Genomic DNA, 13,830 nt, shown 5'->3' on the forward strand with positions numbered 1-13,830 from the left:
AATTTGGCATGAATAATCCACATGCCGTCTTCGTCCTGAAACCAGTACAGCTCGCGGGCCAGTTCGCGCATTGCTTCGGCATCCAGCTCGGGCGCGGCACCACGCTCAGCGACATCGCCCGAGACACCAGCAGCTGCAGCTGCAGCCGCTTCAGGCCCCCATTCCAACAACGCCGCCAGCCCTGGTTCCGCTACTGGTTCGTACCTGCTCACCAGCCTTTCCAGATGCCCGGCGCTGTTCTGCTGCGCCAGGTGCACCATAAAGCCCTCGTTCTCCGGCGTGGCCACCTGATCGCAGGCCGCACGGGTGATGGCGCGCACCTTGGAATAGGAGACGCCGCCCTCCGAGAAGGCTTCATTGACCTCCGGCAGCACTTCCAGTTGTCGCGCCACCCGCACCTTCTCCCGCGCAGCGCCCAGCGTGATGCCGCAATTGGCCACCAGCCAGTGGGCGCAGGAACGCATCGTTCCCTGTTCCCGCCAACCACCACAGCGATCGAACTCGGCGATCATCCGCAACAAGCGGTGATTCGCTGCATTGATCTGCGCCGAGAGAAGAGTTATCGCCTGACCGAGCTGCGCCCCAGTCAGCCGTTGGGGCCAATCTTCCACAATCGCTGGCATGCCCATGAGAAGGCTCCAATGCTGTATGTATAACCAGTATTCTAGCCGAGCCGCGCCACTACCCCAAGAACCGCGTTTCATCAAATTCAGCCACATTCGCGCGACACGCTCATGATTACCCTCTCCAAACCGGCGTGCTTTGCAGAGCGAGCTGGCGCGAGCCGTGGCCAATGCGGAACGCAAGCAAGGCATGCAGTTGCCCAGGATCTCCTGCAGGCAACTGCCAAGAAATCTACTCAGCAAAATTGATCGGGGGCAGCCCTGTCACCCCAAGCTGTTACCTCAGCAAATAGCGTAGCAACAGGTTCAGCAGTTCCTCCCTGAAGCCGGGATCTTCCAGCGCCTGCGGCCGCTCGGCGAGCGCGGACTGCAGGCAGGCGTCGAGGCTGCGGCGGGCGATAAAGGCCATGGTGTCAATATCGCCCTGGTGCAACTGTGCCCGGTGATGGCGCAGGAAGCCCGGGAACCACTGCTCCCACGAAGGATTGGCAAGGGACTGGGTCAGCTCGTTGACCCGGCCGCGGATGTCCAGGCTCTGTTGGTACTGCAGATAGAAGTCCGGATACATCTGGTACAGCTGCAACAGGAGCCCGATTTCCAGGTCGATGATCGCCGCCAGGGTCGCTTCCAGGCCCTGGTCCGTCAGGGCGTGGATCCGGGTGAATTCGCTTGCCGTCTGTGCCACCAGTGCCGCCATGCGCTCTTCGTAGACATCCGCCAGCACGGCTTCCTTGTTGGGGAAGTACTGGTACAGGGACGCGATATTCACGCCGGCCACTTCTGCTATACGCTCAGTGGTGAGCCTGTCCGGCCCCTCCTGCTCGAGGATTTTCAGGCAGGCCTCGCGGATGGCTGCGACCAGCGCGCGGGAGCGCTGCTGACGGGGGCGCTTGCGGGGCTGTGGCAGCCGACTTTCGCTCACCGCGCATGCCAGCAGGGCTGAAAATGTAAGGCGGGGCGGTTCACGGCCAACAGCGTCCAATAAAGGTCAATAAAAACAGAGTGATACGAAAGGCAGCACGGAAGCCAAAACCGCAGTTGCCAGGGTCGTTAAGATGGCTAGAGTACGGTATTGCCCTGAAATGACAAAGCCTGCGAGCGCCATGTATTTCGACTTTGACTACTACTTCCGTCTGCTGCGCCACGTCTGGGGCCTGAAGCACTGGCCCGGTCGGCGGCGCTTGTTGCTGCGCTTGCTGGTAATCACGCCGCTGGCGACGATATTCCACAGTCTCTGCTTCCTGCTCGACTACGTATTCTTCCCGCGGCTGTGGACCTTGCAGGTCAGAACCCCGGTGTTTATCGTCGGCCACGCCCGCAGCGGCACCACCCTGATGCACCGCTTGCTGGCGGCGGACGGTGAGCGCTTCAGTTACTTTCTGTACTGGGAAACCCTGTTCCCCTCGCTGCTGCAGAAAAAAGTTATCCGCTGGCTGGGGCGGGTGGACAGCCGGCTGCTGCGCGGTTTCATTCACCGCAAATTGAAAGCCTGGGATGACCGGACCTTCGGCCCCTTCCGCCATATCCACAACATGAGCCTCTGGACCTCCGAGGAGGACCAGTTCGCCATGCGCGCCGCCTTTGTCACCCAGCAGTGGGCGACGGACCTGCCGGTGATGGATGTGCTGGACCTGTTCCACCTGGACCAGATGCCCGCCAAGCGCCGACGCTGGCTGCACCATTACCGGGAGCTGGTAAAACGCCAGCTGCTGCTGAACGGCGGTGACCGTATCCACCTGAGCAAGAACCCGGTGATGAGCGGCTGGGTGGGCTCGCTGATTGAATTTTTCCCGGACGCGCGCATTGTGGTTATGGTGCGGGACCCTGCCGAGTGCGTGCCCAGCCTGCTGAAACTGGTGGAAATCTCCTGGCGGAGCTGCGGCTGGCAGAAGGCCGATTACGCCCACTCCCTGGAAATGCTGTTGGAAACCTCTTTCGAGAGCTTCCACAACCCGGCGGATCAGCTCGCCCGTCACCCGGAAACGCCGCATGCCTTCGTCGACTACCGCGAACTCACGGCGCGACCGCGGGAGACTGTACACGCGGTCTACGACGCCCTGGGCATGACCGTGAGCGAGGCCTTCGACCACTACCTGCAGGCCAATGCCGAGCGGGAGAAAAGCCACCACTCGAAGTTTGAGTACAGTCTGGGCGAATACGACCTGTCCGCCGAACTGCTGGAGCGGCGGCTGGGCCCGTTCTATGAGCGTTATGGTTGGCCGCGCGCGGGCGAGCCGCGGGCGGCTGAGCCCCGCGCTGGTGAACGGCTGCCGGCTGCGACCGATGCTGAAGACACATCGCCACCGGCTACCGCTACCGCAAAATAACAAGCTGACTTAGAGGATCTTGCGCATGCCCCACCCCGAGAGTACCGCCGCCACCCGCGAGTCCCTGCGCGCGGCCTTCGACGACATGATCCAGTGCTTCCAGGAAGCCCGGAACGCCATCGACGACCCGGCCCTGTACCCGCCGCCACCCACGAACCGCAACCTGGCGGAGGGCTACCGCTATGTGGTCGGCTTCATGCTCAACGCCATTGAACGGGCACTGGCGGATCCGCTCTATCCCCGCTTTCGGCGCGCGATCCAGCCCATGAACCGCTCCACTATCGACAACGCCGACGCGGTGTACCTGGGGGTGGAGATCGACGGCAACCACAGCTACCGCATTCGTGGTCGCGCCGCCGACACCCGGCACTGGCGCGGCGAGGCGCCGGCGGCGGGAACCACCGCGCCCCAGTACGTGATCTTCGAACTGGCCAGCGGCTACTCGGGCGACAGCGGCAAACTGTCCGAAATGCAGCCGGGCACCCGCATCAATACCAGCACCCTGGACAGCAGCAAGCTGCAGGTGGAGGCTGACGGCAGCTTCGAAATCCTGGTCGCGCCGGAGAAGCCCGAGGGCTACAGCGGCAACTTCATGCTCAGCAAGCGCAACAGCCGCGGGGTAGAGCACGTGGGCCGTTTCCTGACCTGCCGCGAGCTGTTCCACGACTGGGCCAGCCAGGACCTGCTCGACCTGGAGATCCTGCGCCTCGGCTGCGAGCAGGAGCCGCGCCCGCCCATTGATCCGGAAGGTGCAGAGCACATGCTGCGGGAGATCGGCCGCATCGCCCGCAACCAGGTACATTTCTGGAACGCCTTCAACACCATCACCCTGGAAACCTACGGCCAGGTGCCCGGCGGCATCAGCGAGCGCATGGGCCTGGACAAGCCGTTCATGCCGGTGAACGACATGAACCCGCCGAATGTGCTGGGCATCGCCACCGGCGGCGGCCAGAGCAGCAACATTTACGCCGGCGGTACCTATCTGCTGGAAGATGACGAGGCGCTGGTGATCGAGACCCGCACTCCGGTGGAGCCGCACTTCCTCGGCTTTCACCTGGCCAACCTGTGGGGGGAGTCGCTGGACTTCGAGAGCTACCCCAGCAACATCAACGCGCACTTTGTGGAAACCGACCCCGACGGTGCCCGGCGCTGGGTGGTCTGCCACCGCGACCCGGGTATCGCCAACTGGGTGAGCACCACCGGCGTGCCCCACGGCTACACCAGCATGCGCTGGACCTATCCGGAACAGCCGCCGCAGGAGCAGTGGCCAACGCTGACCGCGACCAAAGTGGCCTTCGACGAGATCCGTGCGCATATGCCCCACGCGCGCACCGTGACTCCGGAAGAGCGCGCCGCCGAGCGCCTGCTGCGCCATCGCCATGTACAGCGCCGATATCGGCAGTATTGATTCATAACAAGGAGAAGACCATGGGACAACTGCAGGGCAAGACCGCTCTGATTACCGGTGCCAGTCGCGGCATCGGCCACGCCATTGCCACCCGCTTTGCCGCCGAAGGCGCGGCGGTGGTGCTGTGCGCATCGCGCCTGGGCGCCCACGGCAACCTGCCGGGCACGCTGGAGGAGGCGGTGGCGGCGATCAACGGCAATGGCGGCCGCGCGGCGGCGGAGGTCTGCGACCTGCTGGACCCGGCGGCGCGCGCTGACCTGATAGCGCGGGCCGCGGCACACTTCGGCCCCATTGATATCCTGGTCAACAATGCCGCGGGCTCCAGCATGGACCTGCCCAGCAGAGTCACGACCGCAAAGCGCAACATGATGGTGGACCTGAACCTGAACGTGCCGATGGAGCTGGCGGAGCAGGCGCTGGCGGGGATGCGTGAACGCGGCACGGGCTGGATCCTCAGCATCAGCAGCGCCACCGTCAACCAGCCGCTGCCGCCGTACCGGGCCAGCCGAGAGGCGGCGCTGGTGATTGCCGCCTACGGTGCCAGCAAGGCGGCCCTGAACCGCTACAGCGAGGGCCTGGCCCACGAACTGGCGCCGGAGCATATCTACGTCAATACGCTGGCGCCGGAGAGCATTGTGCTGACCCCGGGCGCCGAGTACGTGCGCGATATAGCCCGTCGCCACCCGGACTGGGCCGAGCCGATCGAGATGATGGCGGAGGCGGCTCTGTCCCTGTGTTCCGGACGCTACGTGGGCCAGATGGCCTACAGCCGGCAGTGGGTGCTGGGGCAGGCTCTGTCGGTGCACAGCCTTGACGGCAAGACCGTGCTGGGGGATGCCTTCCTGCCCGCAGAGATATAGGTCGGGTCGGGCCGCGCAGGTGGGGCCGCGGAAGTCGGGCCGCTTAGGCGGGGTCCCGTCGCAGGGGCTGACACATGCAGTGCACGCCACCGCCGCCGGCGGTGAACAGGCTGACGTCGGGGTCGATGACTTCCAGCCCCCGCGCCCGGCACTTGTCCCGCAGTTCCGCGTTGTCACTGGGCATCAGCACCCGGTCATTGCCCAGGGCAACCACGTTGCAGCCCAGCTCCAGCATCGCCCGATAGGAAATGTCGATCAGTTCGATACCGCGCCCCTGCAGCCAGTCCAGGAACTCCTGCTCCAGGGCCTGGCCGCAGACCGCCGCCAGCTTGTCCGACAGCATCGCCAACTTGACGTCCAGGTGCAGGAAGTAGGGGTCAAAGCTGTAGCTGCGAAATTCCCAGCCCTCCGCTTCCACCCAGGCCTGCAGCTGGGCCAGGCCCTCGGGGCCGGTACGCTCGCCGCTGCTGCCGCAGACGATCACCCCCGGTTCCAGCACCATGAAATCGCCGCCTTCGAGGCTGCCGGCAGTAATGATGTCGTAGATGGGGATATCCCGGGCCAGGTAGAACTCCAGTACCGCCTTCCATTCCCCGCGCCGCCAGGGGCTGTACATCTGGGTGATGATCGGCCCCCAGGGCGTCATCACCGAGGAATCGCGGGCATAGATCTGGTAGGGCAGGGCGGGGTCGGGCGTGAGGATGTGGGTGGTGACACCGGCCTGCCGGTAGGCGTCGAGCATCTCCCGGTACTGGCTGCGCGCCAGCTCGGGGTCGAATTCCCGGCCCAGGCGCCGGGAGCGGCGGGCCATGGCATTGCCCGGCTGCCAGCTGTAGTGATCCACCGGGCCGATCAGCACATCCCGCAGGATGCCGTACTCGGAGTCCATGCCCCAGCGTGACAGCACCTCGCTGCCGCCGCCCGCCTTGCGCTGCCCAATGTTCATGCCGCCACCCCCGCCCGTTCCAACATGGCCAGCAGCAGCACGTTCGCGCCCTGTTCCGCCTGGTCCCGGGTGATGGCCTCCGCCTCGTTGTGGCTGATGCCGCCCTCGCAGGGGATGAAGATCATGCTGGTAGGCACGACGCCGGCCAGGTTGCAGGCATCGTGGCCGGCCCCGGACACCATTTTGCGGTGGCTGTAGCCCAGGGTCTGGACGGCCTGTGCCACCGCCGCTACGCAGTCCGGGTCAAAGGTAACGCCAGGCGCCTCCCAGAAGCAGCTCACCCTTCCGTCAAGCTGATAGCGGGCGCTGGCAGCCGCCACCGCCGCTTCCAGCCCGGCCTCCAGCGCCTGATAGCGCGCCAGCTCCGGATGGCGAATATCCACGGTCAGCTCCACCTGTTCCGGAACGGTATTGCTGGAGCCGGGCCGCGCCTGCACGAAGCCGCAGGTGACCCGGGCGTCGGGCCCCTGCTCGGTGGCCAGCGCAAACAGTGCCGGCAGCAGCGCCGCCAGCGCCATCATCGGGTCCCGGCGCATGGCCATGGGGGTCGGGCCGGCGTGGGTGGCGACGCCGTCGATGATCACCCGGTGCCGGCTCATGTGCTGCACCCCGGTGACCACGCCGATGGCCAGTTCCTCCGCCTCCAGCACCGGCCCCTGCTCGATATGCAGCTCAAAGGCGGCATGCACCGGAAAGGGCTGCGCCGGCTGCTCGCCCTGATAGCCAATGCGCTGCAGCTCGTCGCCGACACTGTGGCCGTCGCGGTCAGTCAGCGCGCGGGCCTCGGCCAGGGGCATGGCGCCGGACCACACTGCGGAGCCCATCATCGCAGTGTCAAAGCGGCAGCCTTCCTCGTTGGTCCAGACCACCACCTCCAGCGGGTGCCGGGTGTGGATATCCCCGTCATTGAGGGTCTCGATCACCTCCAGCCCCGCCAGTACCCCGTAGACCCCGTCGTACTTGCCGCCGGTGGGCTGGGTATCGAGGTGGCTGCCGGCAAGGACCGGCGCCGCCTCGGCCTCGCTGCCGGGGCGGCGGGCAAAAATGTTGCCAATGGCGTCGATGCGGACTTCGCAGCCCGCCTCCCGGCACCAGTCGAGGAACAGGTCGCGGCCCGCCCGATCGGTGTCGGTCAGTGCCTGCCGGTTACAGCCGCCGTTGGCGGTAGCGCCGTGGGCGGCCATGGCCTGCAGCCGCTCCCACAGGCGATCGGAGTTGATCCGGGGTGAGCTTGCAGCATCAGTCATGGAGTTCATTCTCCAGCGTGGCGACAAAAGTCTCAATCCGGTCAAAGGCGGGGGCCATCGCCGCCACGGACTGGGTCAGGGAAATTCTTACATAGTCGCGGCAGCTCGCGCCGAAGCCCACCCCGGGCAGCACCGATACCTGGCCCTGGGCCAGCAGGGCTTCGGCGAAGGCCAGCCCGTCGAGGCCGGTATCCGCGACGTGAACCATCACGAACATGCCCGCGGCCGGTACTTCACAGTCCAGGCCACGAATCGCGGCAACCCGCTGGCAGACATAGTCCCGGCGCCGGCGATACTCATCCCGTACCCCGGCAATATAGTCCTCGTCATTGGTCAGGGCGTGGGCCGCTGCATCCTGCACGAACTGGCAGCAGCCAAAAATGGTCGACGAGGTGAAGTCCAGCAGGCGGTCGGCGAGGGGCCTCGCGCTGACGGTCCAGCCCAGCCGCCAGCCGGTCATGGCGTGGGACTTGGACAGCCCGTCCACCAGCACGATGTTGTCCAGCACGGTGGCCGCCTTGCGCAGGGAGGTGTGGGCCTCCTCGAAGGTGATCATGGAGTACACCTCATCGCAGACCAGCCAGATATCCCGGGCCAGGCACCAGTCAGCCAGCTCCCGCAGTTGCCCGGCCCCGATCATGTTGCCCGCGGGATTGCCGGGCGTATTGAGCATGATTACCCGGGTCTGTGCGGTGACGGCGGCCTGCACCAGAGCGGTATCCAGGGCAAAGCCGCGGGCCGGGTCCAGCGCAAAGCTGACGCCGCGGACGCCGAGAGCGTCGAACAGGCCCTGGTAACCGACGTACATGGGTTCCGCGACCACCACCTCCTCCCCCGCATCCAGCAGGCAGGCCAGCACCGAGTAGATGGCGTTGGTGGCGCCGGGGAAGATCACGATCTCGTCGGGGTCGCAGGGCTTGCCCGAAGAACGGGTTTCGATATCGGCGATAGTCCGGCGCAGGCTCAGCTCGCCGCGCCCCGGGGCGTAATGGGTGCGGCCCCGCTCCAGGCTGTCGATAGCGGCGGCAATGGTGGAGGGCAGAGTGGGCAGGTCCGGGTCGCCGATCGACAGCAGGCACACGGGCTCGCCGCGGGCGGCCATCTCGCAGGCGCGTTCGTGTACTTCCCACACCCCCCCGCCGTCGGCGCCTGCCAGGCGTTGCGCGAGCTGGCTGATGCGGCCGGTGAAAGGAGCCTTGGCTATGGCGTTCATGCGTTTGCTCACAATTATGGATCCAGATGCAGGAAGTCGCGCTCCTGCAATTCGATCAGGGTGGGTACGCCGCGCCCGGTACTGGCGCGCAACAGCTGCTCCAGCTGCGCCAGGTTGGCGGCGCGCTCCGCCACGCAGCCCATGGCCCGGGCGGTGGCAACAAAGTCAGGGGTATACAGGTCGCAGGCGATGGGCTCCATGCCCGCGTCGACAAAGTTCTGCGCGATCATGTCGTAGCGACAGTTGTTCCAGACCACCACGGCGATGCCGACAGCGGCCTCAACGGCGCTGGCCAGTTCCGGCAGGGTGAATTGCAGCCCGCCGTCACCGATCAGCGCGATGACCGGCCGCTCGGGGTGCGCCAGCCGGGCGCCGATGGCTGCGGGCAGGGCGTAGCCCAGGGTGCCGTAGCCGGTGGCTGCGCTGGCGAAGCTCCGTGGAGCCGGCGGGTGATACTGGGCGGCGGCGAAGTAGGCCGGCTGGGTCGAATCAGCCATCAGGACCGCGCCCGGCAGGGCCCGCTGCAGGCAGTCCAGAAACGCCTGGTAGTCGGGCCGGTGCCCGGTGGTCGCGTCCATGACGGCTGCGGTGCGACTGGCACCGTCGCGGGCGCGTTTCTCCAGCAGGGGCAGCAGCGCCGCCAGGGCGAGAGTGCTGTCGGCGCGAATCGCCACGTCGGGACGAACATTGCGGCAGAGCTGGGCGCTGTCGATGTCGATGCGCACCAGCTTGCCGCCGAGAGTAAAGCCGCCATCGAAGAAGAAATCGTAGTCGGTCTCGCTGAACTCGGTGCCGATGGCCAGCACTACGTCCGCGCTTGCGTACAGCGCGCGCACCGCCGGCAGCGAGGGGCTGCTGGCCACCAGCAGCGGGTGCTCCGGGGGCAGGATGCCGCGAGCGTTGTGGGTGCAGGTGACCGGCGCATCCAGCAACGCCGCCAGGTCCCGCACCTGGGCGGCGGCATCGGCGCTGCCGCCACCGAGGGCGATGACCGGGCGCTCGGCGCCGTTGAGCAGCGCTGCCGCCCGCGCAATTGCCGCCGGGTCCGGACCCGGCCGCGAGGGCAGTGGCCAGGGTGCAAGCTCCAGGTGGCTGGCATCGGCGCTGATCACGTCCTGGGGAATGCTGATGTGTACCGGCCCCGGGCGCTCACTGGCGAAGATGGCGAAGGCCCGGGCCAGCACCCGCGGCAGCTCGTCCGCGCGCATTAGACGGTGGCTCCAGACGCTGCACTCCGCCATCGCCGCCTGCAGGTTGCGGGTCTCGTGCAGGCGGCCCTCGCCGAGGCCGAGCTGGTGGCGGCTGTTGTCCGCCGAGATCACCAGCATTGGTACCGAGTCCTGCAGGGCCTGGCCCATGGCGGTGGCAATATTGAGTGCGCCGGGGCCGGATACGGTCAGGCAGGCGGCGGGTTTGCCGGTCACCCGGGCATAGCCGTCGGCCATGAAGCCGGCCCCCTGCTCGTGGCGGGGGGTGATGTGGCGGATGCCGCTGCCGGGCAGGCCCCGATACAGCTCAATGGTGTGGGTGCCCGGAATGCCGAAGGCCAGCTCAATGCCGCAGGCCGCCAGCATCTGTGCCAGGTACTCGCCGCAGGTGATACCGCGCTGTCTGGTTTGAATAGTTGTCATGCGGTGAATGGTAGCCGGGCGCCTGTCGGTTAGCCAGCGCCTGCACCGCGGCCTGGCCCGCTTCGGTCAGCGCCGTTCCCGCAGCACCAATAGCACCAGCACGATAAAGAACACGGTGGCGCTGAACACGGGCGCCAGCGCCGGGTGCACCTGGTACAGGGCGCCGGCGGAGATTGGCCCCACGACAAAGCCAATAGCCGGGCAGGCGGCGACCAGGCCGGCAACGGCGCCCTGTTCCTCGGGCGCCACCGCCAGTGAGGCGCTGGCAGCGATGGAGGGCATGGTCAGCCCCAGCCCGGTGCCGATGAAGGCCATGCCGACCGCCAGCAGTGGGAAGCGGTCCGCGCTGGCGAGAAGGACGGCGCCGAACAGCATGGCCAGCAGCCCCAGGCGAATGAACTGCCCGGGTTCCAGCTTGACCCGCTGCATCACCGTGATCTGCACCAGAAAGGTGAAGGCGGCGGAGACCATCAGTGCCGCGCCGGTCATTTGCGCGGTCTGGATGCCGCTCAGGTCCAGCTTGTCCTGCAGGGTAAAACCCAGGGTCTGCTGGATACCCGAGAACCCCACGAACAGCCCCACCGTGGTTGCCAGCAGGTGCCGGACCCGGCGGTCGGAAAACCGCAGCCGCACCCGCAGATGGCGCGGTACCAGGTCCCGTTGCGGCGTAAGCGGCAATTGGCGCCAGATCAGCAGGGCAGCGGAGGCCGCCAGCGCCGCGGCAAAATAGAGCGGAGCAAGCAGGCCAAAGGTCGCCAGCGCGCCGCTCACCGCGGGCCCGAGGATGGTGCCCATGCTGTTGGCGGTGCCCAGCTTGGCCATGGTCCGGGTGCGGTGTTCGGTACTGCTGTTGTCGGCCGCATAGGCCGTGGTGGCCGGGCTGGTGGCCGACATGATCACCGCCTGGCCGCAGCGCGCCAGCAGCGCCACCCCGTACAGCAGGGTGCCGCCCAGCAAGCCCGCCAGGCCGGCGTAGAACACGCTGGTGAACACCAGGGTGCCCACGGTATACCCCAGCAGGCCGGTGATGATGATGGGCTTGCGTCCGACCCGGTCACTGAGCCGGCCCCAGTGGGGCGACGCCAGGGCAAAGACCAGAGCCGAAACGGCGATAATCGAAGTGATCTGCAACTCACTCATCGCCACTTCCCGCCCCAGCGGGGCGAGGATGGCAAACACCAGTGACTGACCGATCCCGGTGGCCATCAGGGCCAGGATCAGTACCGTCAGCTGCCCCGTCGCCAGTTTGCTATTGGTCATCATGGGCTGACGTGGCTGGCGCCCCGGGTCACGCGGGCTCGTCCCGGCCCACTTTGCCCAGGCCGGGCATGAACCGCGGATAGCTCACCGGGAACAGGCGGCTCAGCAGGTTGATGAATTTCGCGTCCGGCCCCAGGATCAGGCGCGGTTTGCGCTTCGCCACGGCGGCAATGATCTGGGCGGCGGCGGATTCCGCGCTGGTGCGCACATGCTGGTCGAACAGGGCGGCTTTTTCATCGGCGCTGACATCCGCCGGCCCGCCGCGACTGCGACGAGCGATATTGGTGCCCACGCCACCGGGGTGGACACAGCAGATATGCACGTTGCTGCCAGCCATCTCCATGCGCAGGGCCTCGGTGTAGCCGCGCACCGCGAACTTGGCGGCGTTGTAGGCGGACTGGGTGGGCACCCCGATCATGCCGAAAATGGAGGAAATATTGACCAGGTGGCCCTGTGGCGCGGCCTTCAGCAGGGGCAGGAAGGCCATGGTGCCGTGCACCACGCCCCAGAAATTGACCCCCATCAGCCACTGCACGTCATCGTAGTTGCACTCATCCACCCGGGCGCTATAGGCCACCCCCGCGTTGTTGACCACGATGTCCACCGCCAACTGCTGTTCCGCGATGGTGGCTGCCCAGCGGTCCACGGCCGCCTTGTCGGATACGTCCACCTGCTGCTGGACTACCGGTGCGTCCTTGTGCTCCAGGCTGGCTACGGTTTCCGCCAGGCCGCCGGTATCGACATCGCCGAGGAACAGGGCACAGCCCTCGCGGTTCAACTGTTGCGCCAGGGCGCGGCCGATGCCGGAACCGGCGCCGGTGATAACGGCGGATTTACCTGTGCTGTAAGCCATGGAGTGGAAACTTCCCTGTTGTCGGACTGGTCCCACATCATAGGAAACCGCCTGCGCGACGCAACCGTTTTCTCTGGCCGCGGCTCAATAAGCGCCAGGATACGTCCCTCAAGACCCGGCTATCCGCGCTGGACACTGCTGGGGGTATCCCCTACAATCTGCGCCCAGATTTCCCGAGTCCGGACTGCGCCCCGGACTTCGTTTGCACCTGTGAATAACCAGAGCTGATTCTATGAGAAAAAGCGAGATGTGGTCTTCCCATCTCGCTTTTTTTCGGGCGCCCGCAGCAAAGGTTTGCCGCTGAATCTTGGAGGTGTTCTTGTCCAGTCCAGCCCTGTTAGCCCTTGAAGATGGCACTGTTTTCAGAGGCGTGGCGATAGGTGCTGAAGGCGCCTCGGTCGGCGAAGTGGTGTTCAATACCGCGATGACCGGCTACCAGGAGATCCTCACCGATCCCTCCTATGCCCGGCAGATCATTACCCTGACCTATCCCCACATCGGCAATACCGGCACCAATGACGAGGACGAGGAGTCCGCGAACATCTGGGCCGCGGGGCTGGTGATCCGCGACTTGCCACTGATGGCCAGCAACTACCGCAACCAGGAAGACCTGCAGAGCTATCTGCAGCGGCGCAATATTGTCGCTATCGCCGATATCGACACCCGCCGCCTGACCCGGATCCTGCGCGACAAGGGCGCCCAGAACGGCTGCATCATGGCCGGTGCCGACCTCGATGAGGAAGCCGCCCTGGCCCAGGCCCGCGGCTTCGCCGGCCTCAAGGGCATGGACCTGGCCCAGGAGGTGTCCGTTGCGGAACCTTACTCCTGGCGTGAGGGCAGCTGGCAGCACGGCGTCGGTCACAGCGAGCGCCCCGAGGCGGAACTGCCCTGGCACGTGGTAGCTTACGATTACGGCACCAAGCGCAACATCCTGCGGATGCTGGTGGACCGCGGCTGCCGCCTTACCGTGGTGCCGGCCAAAACGCCTGCCGCCGAAGTACTGGCACTGGCCCCGGACGGGGTGTTTCTGGCCAATGGCCCCGGCGACCCGGAGCCCTGCGACTACGCGATCCGCGCCATCCGCGCAATCCTGGAGACCGACATCCCGGTGTTCGGCATCTGCCTGGGCCACCAGCTGCTGGCTTTGGCCAGCGGTGGCCGTACCGTCAAGATGAGCCTCGGCCACCACGGCGCCAACCATCCGGTCAAGAACCTGGACGACGGCACCGTGCTGATAACCAGCCAGAACCACGGCTTCGCCGTCGATGAGGCCGGGCTGCCGGACAATCTGCGGGTGACCCACGTGTCCCTGTTCGACGGCACGCTGCAGGGTATCCACCGCACCGACAAGGCGGCCTTCAGCTTCCAGGGCCATCCGGAAGCGAGCCCGGGTCCCCACGACGCGGCGCCGCTGTTTGACCATTTCATTGAGCTCATTGTCGCAAGAGCAGGAAACCGCTGA

12 protein-coding genes are annotated in these 13,830 nt (G+C 66.2%); 4 read left to right on the forward strand and 8 right to left on the reverse strand.

The genetic code is table 11. From position 1 onward, the window contains the following. Both Q6D67_RS07315 and Q6D67_RS07320 read right to left on the reverse strand, forming a co-directional pair. Window positions 1-629: DUF222 domain-containing protein (locus Q6D67_RS07315; RefSeq protein ID WP_304704941.1), on the reverse strand; the 629-nt coding region annotated here is incomplete at its 3' end. Between the two features lie 271 nt (window positions 630-900). Continuing rightward, window positions 901-1,545 (reverse strand): TetR/AcrR family transcriptional regulator, encoded by a 645-nt coding sequence (locus Q6D67_RS07320; protein WP_304704942.1) that lies wholly within the window; start codon window positions 1,543-1,545, stop codon window positions 901-903. Window positions 1,546-1,705: 160 nt separating this feature from the next. Between Q6D67_RS07320 and Q6D67_RS07325 the strand changes: the two genes are divergently transcribed. Genes Q6D67_RS07325 through Q6D67_RS07335 form a run of 3 tightly spaced genes read left to right on the forward strand, consistent with a single transcriptional unit; the run spans window position 1,706 to window position 5,218 of the window. Next, complete coding sequence (locus tag Q6D67_RS07325) at window positions 1,706-2,950, forward strand: sulfotransferase (protein WP_304704943.1); 1,245 nt, start codon at window positions 1,706-1,708, stop codon at window positions 2,948-2,950. A 25-nt stretch (window positions 2,951-2,975) separates the two neighbouring features. Continuing rightward, entirely contained in the window at window positions 2,976-4,358 is a 1,383-nt protein-coding gene (locus tag Q6D67_RS07330) for a hypothetical protein (protein WP_304704944.1), read from the forward strand. Window positions 4,359-4,378: 20 nt separating this feature from the next. Then, window positions 4,379-5,218 carry an SDR family NAD(P)-dependent oxidoreductase gene (locus tag Q6D67_RS07335; RefSeq protein WP_304704945.1) on the forward strand — a complete coding sequence of 280 codons (840 nt, stop codon included), beginning with the start codon at window positions 4,379-4,381 and terminating at the stop codon, window positions 5,216-5,218. 43 nt (window positions 5,219-5,261) lie between these two features. On the opposite strand, the gene Q6D67_RS07340 is transcribed toward Q6D67_RS07335, so the two are convergent. The 6 genes from Q6D67_RS07340 to Q6D67_RS07365 all read right to left on the reverse strand — a co-directional run bounded on the left by Q6D67_RS07340 (window position 5,262) and on the right by Q6D67_RS07365 (window position 12,368). Further along, window positions 5,262-6,164, reverse strand: a complete 903-nt coding sequence (locus Q6D67_RS07340; protein ID WP_304704946.1) for a dimethylarginine dimethylaminohydrolase family protein — start codon at window positions 6,162-6,164, stop codon at window positions 5,262-5,264. After that, entirely contained in the window at window positions 6,161-7,411 is a 1,251-nt protein-coding gene (locus tag Q6D67_RS07345; protein WP_304704947.1) for a Zn-dependent hydrolase, read from the reverse strand. The genes Q6D67_RS07340 and Q6D67_RS07345 overlap by 4 nt, the downstream gene beginning before the upstream one ends. Beyond that, the gene (locus Q6D67_RS07350; RefSeq protein WP_304704948.1) at window positions 7,404-8,636 is read right to left on the reverse strand and encodes a pyridoxal phosphate-dependent aminotransferase; all 1,233 of its coding nucleotides are present in this window, start codon (window positions 8,634-8,636) and stop codon (window positions 7,404-7,406) included. The genes Q6D67_RS07345 and Q6D67_RS07350 overlap by 8 nt, the downstream gene beginning before the upstream one ends. A 2-nt stretch (window positions 8,637-8,638) precedes the next feature. Next, window positions 8,639-10,255 (reverse strand): 5-guanidino-2-oxopentanoate decarboxylase, encoded by a 1,617-nt coding sequence (locus tag Q6D67_RS07355; protein ID WP_304704949.1) that lies wholly within the window; start codon window positions 10,253-10,255, stop codon window positions 8,639-8,641. 66 nt (window positions 10,256-10,321) lie between these two features. Continuing rightward, window positions 10,322-11,518 carry an MFS transporter gene (locus tag Q6D67_RS07360; RefSeq protein ID WP_304704950.1) on the reverse strand — a complete coding sequence of 399 codons (1,197 nt, stop codon included), beginning with the start codon at window positions 11,516-11,518 and terminating at the stop codon, window positions 10,322-10,324. Between the two features lie 25 nt (window positions 11,519-11,543). Then, the gene (locus Q6D67_RS07365) at window positions 11,544-12,368 is read right to left on the reverse strand and encodes an SDR family oxidoreductase (RefSeq protein WP_304704951.1); all 825 of its coding nucleotides are present in this window, start codon (window positions 12,366-12,368) and stop codon (window positions 11,544-11,546) included. A 319-nt stretch (window positions 12,369-12,687) separates the two neighbouring features. On the opposite strand from Q6D67_RS07365, the gene carA reads away from it, so the two are divergent. Then, the gene (gene carA / locus Q6D67_RS07370) at window positions 12,688-13,830 is read left to right on the forward strand and encodes a glutamine-hydrolyzing carbamoyl-phosphate synthase small subunit (RefSeq protein ID WP_304704952.1); all 1,143 of its coding nucleotides are present in this window, start codon (window positions 12,688-12,690) and stop codon (window positions 13,828-13,830) included.

Origin of the sequence: Haliea sp. E1-2-M8 (genome assembly GCF_030649675.1) — a bacterium.
Classification (GTDB): Bacteria; Pseudomonadota; Gammaproteobacteria; order Pseudomonadales; family Halieaceae; genus Haliea.